This is a genomic window from Bradyrhizobium elkanii USDA 76, assembly GCF_023278185.1.
GTDB lineage: Bacteria > Pseudomonadota > Alphaproteobacteria > Rhizobiales > Xanthobacteraceae > Bradyrhizobium > Bradyrhizobium elkanii.
The window spans coordinates 7,603,834-7,614,543 of the sequence record NZ_CP066356.1 but is presented as its reverse complement, the minus strand read 5'-3'; the positions used below and the strand labels follow the sequence as shown (position 1 = coordinate 7,614,543).

At 58.8% G+C, this 10,710-nt stretch carries 5 protein-coding genes and 3 pseudogenes; 7 read left to right on the top strand and 1 reads right to left on the bottom strand.

Annotation, left to right across the window (positions count from 1 at the left end; all coding sequences use genetic code 11):
• Positions 1-467: 467 nt before the first annotated feature.
• Positions 468-1,784 carry a dicarboxylate/amino acid:cation symporter gene (locus JEY66_RS36055; protein WP_016839801.1) on the bottom strand — a complete coding sequence of 439 codons (1,317 nt, stop codon included), beginning with the start codon at positions 1,782-1,784 and terminating at the stop codon, positions 468-470.
• 954 nt (positions 1,785-2,738) lie between these two features.
• On the opposite strand from JEY66_RS36055, the pseudogene JEY66_RS36050 reads away from it, so the two are divergent.
• From JEY66_RS36050 to JEY66_RS36020, 7 genes and pseudogenes are all read left to right on the top strand, one after another.
• Positions 2,739-3,016, top strand: a pseudogene (locus JEY66_RS36050) (helix-turn-helix transcriptional regulator).
• 238 nt (positions 3,017-3,254) lie between these two features.
• Positions 3,255-4,304, top strand: coding sequence for an aromatic ring-hydroxylating dioxygenase subunit alpha (locus tag JEY66_RS36045; protein WP_018269897.1), 1,050 nt, complete (start codon positions 3,255-3,257; stop codon positions 4,302-4,304).
• Positions 4,305-4,307: 3 nt separating this feature from the next.
• Entirely contained in the window at positions 4,308-5,060 is a 753-nt protein-coding gene (locus JEY66_RS36040) for a GntR family transcriptional regulator (RefSeq protein ID WP_016839803.1), read from the top strand.
• Between the two features lie 11 nt (positions 5,061-5,071).
• A pseudogene (locus JEY66_RS36035) lies at positions 5,072-6,054 on the top strand (PDR/VanB family oxidoreductase).
• A gap of 646 nt (positions 6,055-6,700) precedes the next feature.
• The gene (locus tag JEY66_RS36030; protein ID WP_016846835.1) at positions 6,701-7,387 is read left to right on the top strand and encodes a molybdate ABC transporter permease subunit; all 687 of its coding nucleotides are present in this window, start codon (positions 6,701-6,703) and stop codon (positions 7,385-7,387) included.
• A 114-nt stretch (positions 7,388-7,501) separates the two neighbouring features.
• Positions 7,502-8,765, top strand: a pseudogene (locus JEY66_RS36025) (serine hydrolase domain-containing protein).
• Positions 8,766-9,611: 846 nt separating this feature from the next.
• On the top strand, positions 9,612-10,703 hold the full coding sequence (locus JEY66_RS36020; RefSeq protein ID WP_026192293.1) for a hydrogenase small subunit: 1,092 nt from the start codon (positions 9,612-9,614) through the stop codon (positions 10,701-10,703).
• The last annotated feature ends 7 nt before the right edge of the window (positions 10,704-10,710 follow it).

Genomic DNA, 10,710 nt, shown 5'->3' with positions numbered 1-10,710 from the left:
GCTGCGAGCCGCGGGTCTGCCAGGACGTGACGCTGAACAATGAGACGCCCGTCGTTGAATATCTAAAGAGCGCCGACAAGCAGTGGAGCGCCGTGAGTTTGCTCAATGCGATCCATCTCGACCTGGTGAAGGTGCCGATCTGGTTCACGAGTCATCACTGCCGCAGCATCGGTGGACGAGGCCAGTTCGCTGGCCACGCGCCAAGCCGTTTCATGGATAGATCCAGTAACTTTGCCCGTCAGGCCCGGCCAGGTTCGGTCGGAATCGTATGGTCTGCCCCGGCCGACCTTACGCCGTCATCTGGATCGCGTTGGGGCACGACACCGAGTCGTGGTACGACCCGCAGATTCCGCGAGAAGAACTCCGGCTCGCAGTTCATTCGGCTGTGCCGATTTGAACTGCGAAAAATTCGGAGTTGGCTACGCTCAGTTCGAGCGTGCCTTGAAATCACGGACAGGACCTGGAGCCTATATCCTTGAGCTTCGTGTATCGGCACCGGCGGTGGGCTGCTCGAGCCGGGCATGTAGGGTCGCGTCGTCGAGCTCGCCTTCCCACCAGGACACGAACACAGCGGCGATGCCATTGCCAGTGATGTTGGTAAGGGCTCGCACCTCGCTCATGAACTTGTCGATCGAAAATACGATCGCCATGCCCGGCACCAATGCCGGGTTGACCACCGACAATGTCGCGGCGAGTGTAATGAAGCCTGCGCCGGTGACGCCGCTTGCTCCCTTCGAGGTCAGCATTGCCACGAGCAAGATCGTGAGCTGCTGGCCAAAGGTCAGATCGACCCCGAGTGCCTGGGCAATGAACAATGTCGCAAGCGTCATATAAATGTTGGTGCCGTCGAGGTTGAAGGAGTAGCCGGTTGGCACCACGAGGCCGACCACGGGCTTTGAGCAGCCCAGCCGCTCGAGCTTCTCCATCAATTGCGGCAGCGCGCTTTCCGAGGACGAGGTGCCAAGCACGATCAGAAGCTCATCCTTAATATAGATAATGAACTTGAAGATCGAAAAGCCGACGATCCGCGCGATCAGGCCGAGCACGACGACCACAAATATCGCGGCCGTCGCATAGAACAGTACGATCAGTCCGATCAGATTACCGAGCGCCGCCGGCCCGAACTTGCCAATTGTGAAGGCCATCGCGCCGAACGCGCCGATCGGGGCGGCTTTCATGATGATGGCAATCACGCCGAACACTGCGTGCGCGACGTCGTCAATCATGCCGCGCAGTCGTTCTCCACGCTCGCCCAGCGCCATCAGCGAAAAGCCAAACAGAATCGCGAACAGGAGCACTTGCAGAACATCGCCGCGGGCGAGGGCGCCGACCACCGTATCGGGAATGATATTGAGAAAAAAATCGACGGTCTTCGAGGCTTCCGCCTGCTTGACGTAGTTGGCGACCGCCGCAGCGTCCGGTTTGACCGCAAGACCATGGCCGATTTGGACCAGATTGCCCATGACAAGGCCCAACACCAAGGCAAAGCTCGATACGATCTCGAAATAGACCAGCGCTTTAACGCCGACGCGCCCGACTTTCTTTGCATCCTGGATATGTGCGATCCCGGATGCGACGGTGCAGAAGATGATCGGTGCGATCACCATCTTGATCAGCTTGATGAAGCCATCACCAAGCGCCTTGACCCAGTCGTTGGTCGCGACCGACGGCCATAGCCAGCCGACGATGGCGCCAATCACGATCGCGATCAACACCTGAACGTAGAGAATTTTATACCAAGTCTGCGACGCGCGCGCGGGCGCCGCAGTTGCCATGGTGGTCATGACGCTTCCTTCCCGAATACACTCGAATGCGAGCCGCTGCGTCGTTAGAGGCGACGGCATCATACGAGGCTGTCATTTTAGCCGTGTCCAATTGAAGACGATTCCGGGAGCCGGCGCGTCATTCCAAAGGCAGGCGTTCAGTTACGTTATCTTTTTTCGTCAAGCAAGATCCGCACCAGAGCCAACCTGCAGTCGATCGAGTCGCGATCGGATAAGTACCTGTCTTCTGACAAGGTCTTTGAATCTTCGAACGGCATTTGTGAGGTCGATCGAGAAGGCGTTGCTCAGCGTCATGCCGCATTTTGCTGGCAAGTGTCCCGAGGCACCTCTTGGCATAGAAATCCTAGAGTGATCAGTACCCTTCAAGTGCGCGACTTGATGCAACAGTACGTTACATTGGTAAAATTGATTGTTTGGATCGTAGGCATCCAGGCGATGGAAGCGTGCGACATCTAGAGGGCCGGTCGATGTGAGGTCGTATCGGCATCGGCGCTCGCCGAGCCGATAGCGTTACGATGGGGTTCTCGACTCGATCATTCTGCTCTGAACTCTTTGCCAGGCAGCACGAGACCAACTTATTCTTGCTGCAGATATACGGGCGAGCTCGAATCGAGTTACGACAATCGGATGGCGGTGAATGTGCTCCAGTATGGTCCGGTAAGACCGATGGTTCGGCAGAATTTCTGCGCATCATCCGCATTGTGAAGGTCGCCCGATCAGCTTGCCATGTCCATGATTGTCCAAGGTCGTAGGCTGGACGGTCGCTAGATAATGGACGAGCGCTAGATAGGAGTGAGCTTTGCCACCACGAATAGCGCTTTCTACTTGGGGTGCCGAAAGTCGCTTCATCGATATTCGGTATCCCTCCAGGGAGCGCGCTTCTCCATGATGATGGCGCGATAGTGCCGCCGTTCGCGGCCGGCCTCTCACCTGGAGCTCTCAAATGCCTATTTGATGTCAGATCCATCCACCCGGTTCCTGTGTACGCCGGAGGCTGCGCGTTATCTTAGCCTATCCGGCCGCACGCTCGAAAAGCACCGCACGTATGGCACGGGGCCAGCGTATCGAAAGATCGGCGGTCGCGGTCGCGTCATCTACGCACTGGATGGTTTGAGAGCATGGGCCGATCTCGGCACCAAGACGTCGACGTCTGATCCCGGCAAGGGAACTGTGCTGCCGGCCAAGAAGCCCCAATCCGGCGTCCCTTCGCAGGCCAGGAATCTCGCCGATAGCCGAGGCTGCGACAGTGCAGGGACTAGATGCAGCGGGTGTGCACGATGGCGAGCTTGGATTCATCCGCTAGCAGTTTTGGTGCGTCGCAAAAAATCTTCACCGAAGCGGAGCCCGACCGAGCCGCTTGGGGCCATTGCTGTATACAGAAATTCCATTGTAAGCCCGCATATTCGTCACTTTTTTGGCCCCTTTCAAATTTATGTATACAGTCGGTGTCCCTAAGCGAGGAATCGGCACATGAGCCATTGCTTTCCGACGAATGTCTGGTACGCGGCCGCTTGGGATGCAGAGGTGAAGCAGGCGCTGTTGCCGCGCACGATCTGCGGCAAGCACGTTGTGATGTATCGGCGCGCCAACGGGGAGGTGGCGGCACTGGAGGACGCCTGTTGGCATCGGTTGGTGCCGCTCTCAAAAGGGCGTCTTGAGGGCGACAGCGTTGTCTGCGGCTATCATGGGCTGAAATTCAACGCGCAGGGCCGCTGCACCTTCATGCCCTCGCAAGAGACGATCAACCCCTCCGCCTGTGTGCGTGCCTATCCTGTGGTCGAGCGCGATCGCTTCGTCTGGCTGTGGATGGGTGATCCGGCGCTGGCCGACCCGCGCTTGGTGCCGGATATGCACTGGAACGATGATTCCGCTTGGGCCGGTGACGGTGACACCATTCACCTGAAATGCGATTATCGTCTGGTTGTCGACAACCTCATGGACCTGACGCATGAAACGTTTGTGCACGGTGCCAGCATCGGCAATAACGCCATCGCGGAAGCGCCGTTTGACGTCACCCATGGTGAGAAGACCGCTACCGTAACGCGCTGGATGAAGGGGATTAGCGCCCCGCCGTTCTGGGCCAAGCAATTGCAAAAACCTGGTCCGGTGGACCGCTGGCAAATCATTCGTTTCGAGGCGCCGTGCACCATCAATATCGACGTCGGAGTGGCGCCCGCCGGAACAGGCGCGCCGGAAGGCAACCGATCGGCCGGCGTCAATGGTATTGTCCTCAACACCATTACGCCCGAAACGGAAACGAGCTGCCATTATTTCTGGGCCTTCGTGCGCAATTATCGCCTGAACGAGCAGCGCCTGACCACCGAACTCCGTCAAGGCGTTTCTGGCATCTTCCGCGAGGACGAGGTCATTCTCGAGGCGCAGCAGCGCGCAATCGACGAAAATCCAGACCGGGTCTTCTATAATCTCAACATCGATGCTGGCGCGATGTGGGCTCGCCGCTTGATAGATCGCATGATCGAGGCCGAGAATCCCTCGCAAGGTCAGCAGGCCGCGGAGTAGAGCATGGTCGAGCGCGACAGCGATCGTTCAGTCTCGCAAACAGTACGCGCCCAGCTCAGCTTGCGCGACCTGATCCTTTCGGGTGACTTGCGGCCAGGCGAGCGGATCTCCGAGTTGCAGGCTGTGGAGACGACCGGCGCATCGCGCACCCCGGTGCGAATGGCATTGGTTCGGCTGGAGGAGGAAGGACTTCTGGAAGCGATCCCTTCTGGCGGTTTCATGGTGAAGGCATTCTCCGAGCGAGATGTCCTGGATTCAATCGAACTGCGTGGTACGGTGGAGGGGCTGGCCGCGCGCTTTGCCGCCGAGCGCGGCGTTCCGTCGCGCGATCTTGAGCCTCTAAAAGGATGTCTTGACGAGATCGACGGCTTGGTGCGGCAGGATCCAATCTCCGTCGAGGCATTTTCCTCCTACGTCGCGCTCAATGCGCGTTTTCACGCGCTATTGACCGAATTGTCGCGCAGTCCTCCCTTGATCCGGCAGGTCGATCGCGCGTCGGCGCTCCCATTCGCCTCGCCCAGCGGCTTTGTGATGACTCAATCGACACTGCCGGATGCGCGCCACACACTCTTGATTGCACAAGATCAACATCGCGTCGTGATCGATGCAATCGAAAATCGCGAAGGCGCACGGGCCGAGGCAATCATGCGCGAGCACGCCCGAGTGGCGGCGCGCAATCTGCGCCTGGTGCTCAGGAACAAGACGCATTCTGACCTGCTGCCAGGACTGGCGCTCATCAGGATGGCAGGCGATTAAAGGAAATCTCCATGCGGTTCATTGAAAGCTGGACACCCGCAACGCTCGTCGCGACGCGCGATCTGACACCTTCGATCCGCGAGTTCCTGATCAAACCGGAAAACTTTGATGGCGCGGCTTATCCGGTCGGCAGCCATATCAATATCGCCGTCACTATCGATGGGCGCCCGGATACGCGATCCTATTCCTTGGTCGGCGAACCCGAGCGAACCGGCTATCGTATCGCCGTGCGGCGCGCGGAGGACACTCCCGCGGCGGCTCGCAGTACATGTGGTCGCTCGCGCCGGGCGCCCGACTGACCATTACATTGCCGGCCTCTTTGCTGCCGATTGACTGGGCGCGCCGGCACTACTGCCTAATCGCGGGCGGCATCGGCATTACGCCACTGATCGGGGCAGCTTTGGCGTTGGCGCGCCGCGATGCCGACTTCACTCTGCATTATGCCGTTACTTCTCGTGAGCAAGCCATCTATTTGGATGTTCTCGCTCCCCTGCTGAACAAGCGGCTTATTGTCCATGCGGGCAACGAAGGGCGCAGGCTCAATTTGGATGACTTGTTCGCTTCGCTGCCGCGCGACGCCTTGACCCTCTTGTGCGGTCCGATCCGGATGCTCGATGCCGCGCGCCGGGCCTGGACTGGTGCAGGACGCGCACTATCCGACCTACGTTACGAGACCTTCGGTTCGAGCGGCTCACTGCCGACCGAGGGGTTTCGGGTGCGCCTTGCAGATCAGGCCATTGAGATCGAGATTCCGCGCGATCGCTCGTTGCTGGACGTGCTCAATGGGGCCGGTTACGAGGTGATTTCGGATTGCCGGCGCGGCGAGTGCGGCGTCTGCGCCATCGATCTCGTCAAAATCGACGGTGAGCTTGACCACCGCGACGTTTTCTTCAGCGAGCAGCAAAAGCACGCGAACGAAAAGATCTGTGCATGTGTTTCTCGCGCCCGCGGCATGATCACCGTCGATATACTGCACCGACCGGACGCGCTATAGGTTCACTGCGACTCCTTGTTTTAGGTAGCAGATCGTTGCCTCAGAACTCGGCAACTAACGTATGCTTATGGTTTGTTACGTTCACAGAACAGTGGCGCATGATTGCCGGATGGCGGTCCGCGGCCCGTCTTTCTCCTCGACAAGGCGAAAGTTGAGGACGGAATGAACTCCGAGAGCCGGTCTCGTCCATTCTCGCAATGGGGCTGTGACGGGAGTTCTGCGCTTATACACGCCGGCCCTTGAGCGACACCAACAAACAACCAACATGTCGAAGCAGCATCCACGTCAGGATTTGCATCGAGACATTGCGGATGCGCATCTCGGGCGGCCGCTCTGCCGTCTCATTCTGCCGTCGCTGTCTGCTTGAGAACAAAGATGCCGGAAACTTGACAGCGCGTTAGGTTCACCCCGCAGTATCTCTGGCAGTTATGCGCGTTTTTCTCACGCTGGACACAGAGCCCACCACATTTCGCAAGCGGCACGGGGATTGCTGGATGGCGAGCTGAGAAGCGGCCGCCGTCAGGCCGGTCGAAGCTGCCCTGTCACAGGAGTTTCCGATGAGCCTTGCGATTCTGCATTTGCTCGCAGAAACGACGCGATCGCTGCGCCGGTATGGCGACGTGCTCTCGCCGGTGGGCTGACGCACATGGATGCCCTTTCGCCAGAAATCTGGCAATCCGTTGCGCTCACGGTCGAGCTCGCCAGCGTGACGACAATGATCCTGCTGGTGATTGGCGCGCCGCTCGCGTGGTGGTTGGCACGGTCAAAAACGGTTTTGAGCGAGGCGGTGGCGACAATGGTCGCGCTGCCGCTTGTGCTGCCACCCACGGCGCTCGGTTTCTGCGTACTCGTCCTGCTCGGCCCGAACGGACCAGGTGGGCTTCTCGCCTCTTTCTGGGGCGAGCACACGCTCGCCTTTACCTTTGCGGGAATCGTGGTCGGATCGGTCCTCTCGGCGCTCCCTTTGGTGGTGCAGCCTATCCGTAGCGCCTTTGTTGCGATGGGTAACCACCCGCAGGAAGTTGTGGCGAGTCAGCGCGTTTCTGCGTTGTTCGCCTTCATTACCGTCGGCCTGCCGCTGGCACGGCTGGAGTTCCTCAAGGCTGGTTTGGTTGGCTTTGCTCATACGATCGGCACATTCGGTGTCGTGATGATGATCGGAGGCAACATTCCCGGGCGCACCAAAGTGTTGTCAGCTTATGTCATTGACTACGTCCAAGCATCGCGCTGGCGCGAGGCAGGTTGGGTTGCCGGCGGTATGGTAATGTTCGCCTTTGCGGTCATGTTCACTTTGACTCTCATCGACAAACGATGTGCCAGGAGAGGCACGTGAGGGGCAGGCGCACTAAGCCGGATCGAAGCATCTTCGGCGTACTGGCCAAGCTGGCCGGTCATAACCGAGCAGCAGTATTGCAAGTCAGATCCGTCCATTCTTAACGAGGACACAATGAATAAGCTCGTTGCAGCCGCGGCGGCCGCTGGTATCAGCTTCAATTCAGCACACTCCGCGCCTTTGCCCGAGGCGAGGGCCGATGACGTCGGAGTTTCCAAGCAGCGCCTTGCCAAACTGGACGAGTTCTTTGCTAGCGAGATCGCAGCCAAGCGCGTGCCGGGCGCAGTGGTTGCAATCGCCAGAGACGGCAAGCTCATTCACTACAAGGCGTACGGGCAACTCGATCCTGAAAAAGGAACCTCGATGAGGCTCGATGCGATGTTCGCGCTCGCGTCTATGACCAAACCGATGGTGGCGGTTGCTGGGCTTACCCTCATGGAACAAGGTCGCCTGCCTCTGAGGGCCAGACTTACGGATTACTATCCCGAATTTGCAAACATGAAAGTGGGAGTATCGCAGCCTGACGGTTCGTTAAAATTCGAAGCGCAGAGTTCCCCGATCTACGTCCACGACCTTTATCGCCACACATCAGGTCTCACCTATGGCGCGCCGCCGGACAGCTCAGACCAAGTGGCGCGTCTCTATCCGGATTTCGCAGCGCCACCGGTCAAGGGCGATAAGAAGGCTTTCATCGAAGGCATTACCAAGCTGCCGTTGGCGCACCAACCGGGAACGGAATTCGAATACGGCTTCTCGGACCGACGTGCTTGGCGCTGTCGTGGAACAGGTTAGCGAGCAGCCACTAGGCGAGTATCTTTCCAGCAACCTGTGGAAGCCGATCGGAATGCTGGATGCCACTTTCCATTTGTCGGGATCGCAACGCGAGCGGCTCGCGCGTCCATTTAAAGACGACCCACTGACGGGAAAGCCACAGGGCATCGAGCTCCTCGAAAGTCCGACGAAGTTTGACTGCGGGGGATCCTGTGCATTCGCGACAGTTGGTGATTATGTTCGCTTTGGGCAAATGCTGCTAAACGGCGGGGAACTCGATGGCCAGCGCATTCTCGGTCCCAGGACGGTGCATCACATGATCTCCAACCACCTTGGGCCAGAGATCAAAAACAAGGTCGCTAATGTGGAGCCGCACCGTGCCGGCTTTGGGTTCGGGCTCGGAGTGGCTGTACGCATAAGCGAGGGTCTCTCGGCCGTTCCAGGCAATCCAGGTGAGTTCACCTGGACCGGCGCTTACGGAACACAATTTTTCTGTGATCCAAAGGAGCGCCTGGTCGTGGTGGTTGGAACGGCTGCGCCCGGAGAGATCCGCAAGTACTACCGCGAGCAAGTCCAGAATATCGTCTATGCCGGCATAGTTCGCTAGCTCGCTTGCCGCCGGCAAAGCGCGATGAACAGATTGGATGATCAGCAAGTGATGTTTGCTGCTGCGGATCGACGTCAAACTAAAAATACCACACCGTCGTCTGCTATCCGCGTTGCGCGAATCGGACCCAGTACATGGAAACGGCGAGATCGCCTCTGCCATCGCTGCGAAGCTCACCGGAGAAAGGTGTGGTTTCGTGATGCGCCAAGCCATCGCCTCGCTAGCGCTTGGCTCGCGCGATGAACGATGAACGTTTCTGGATGAAAGCTCTCAAACGCGCCCAGCCTTGCGCCCGCAATCCCGGCGGGCTTGGTACCGCGCGTCATTGACCCAAGGCAGATTGGATCGATCCGCCCTGAAAGGTGAAGGCGGTGTACTGCGGCGCGGAGGGCTCGCTATCGCGCCGTTCTTGGTCGCCGGTTCGGGTTGTTGGTGACTGCCACTTTGGTGTCGTTGCGCAGTTGCGACGATGGCGGCCTCCATTGCATCTGAGAATGGCGAACAAGTCCCATTGAAATCGGTGAGCAGTGCGGTGCCGCGTGAACTGCGGCAATTGCCGTGTCGGCCGGTGTCGGGACCGTGCTTAAAGAGCGAGTATAACGCATTGGCCGCGAGGGACGAGCCATTGTGCTGCATTGTTGGAGTTCTGACATCGACGGTCAAAACCGGACACCATTGGCACGGTGAGCGCGCTCAGTTGCGCAGCTTGCGCTTAGCTCGCCGATCCCACTGCAAATCACGGAGTGGCGGCTTGGTAACCGTCAGATGTTTGCCGGGCGGTGGCCCATTTTTTGCTGCTGAATGTGAGCAATTCGTCAGGGCCGACGAGAAACTTGGAAGGGGTTCATGAGTGGGGCAACGGAAACTTTCTACAGCGTGATCAGACGCCAAGGTATCACGCGTCGCAGTTTCCACAAGTTTTGCAGTTTGACGGCCTCGAGCTTCGGACTAGGCCCGCTCGCCGCAAGCAGGATTGCCAATGCCCTAGAGACCAAACCGCGTATGCCCGTCATCTGGCTGCACGGGCTCGAGTGTACCTGCTGCTCGGAAAGCTTTATCCGCTCGGCCCATCCGCTAATTAAAGACGTCCTGTTGTCGATGATTTCGCTCGACTACGACGATATGATCATGGCCGCGGCAGGTCACCAGGCTGAAGCCATCCTCGAGGAAGCCCGTCTCAGGTACAAAGGCAGATATGTGCTTGCCGTCGAAGGCAACCCGCCGCTGAATGAGGGGGGCATGTTCTGCATTGACGGCGGCAAGCCGTTCGTCGAGAGGCTCAGGTGGATGGCGGAATCATCCATGGCGGTCATTGCCTGGGGGACCTGCGCATCCTGGGGCTGCGTGCAAGCGGCCAAGCCCAATCCGACCGGCGCTGTACCGATCGATAAGGTGATCACCGACAAGCCGATCGTCAAGGTTCCCGGGTGTCCCCCCATCGCAGAGGTCATGACCGGCCTAGTGACCTTCATCACCACGTTTGGAAGGCCTCCTGAGCTCGATCGCCAAGGACGCCCAAAGATGTTTTATTCCGAGCGCATCCACGACAAGTGCTATCGACGTTCGCATTTCGACGCCGGCCAATTTGTCGAGGCGTGGGACGATGAGTGCGCCCGCAAGGGCTACTGCCTGTACAAGATGGGATGCAAAGGGCCGACCACCTACAATGCCTGTTCTGCCCTTCGCTGGAACGGCGGCGTTTCATTCCCCATTCAATCAGGCCACGGCTGCTTCGGCTGCTCCGAAGACGGCTTTTGGGACAAAGGTTCGTTTTACGATCGGCTCACGACCATCCAGCAGTTCGGCATCGAGAAGAACGCCGATCAGATCGGCATGGCCGCTGCCGGCGCGGTTGGGCTGACCGTCGCCGCACATGCGGCGATCACGGCCGTGAAGCGATTGACCCACAAGCCGGATCGCGCAGTTCGCAAAGATTAGCCGACTT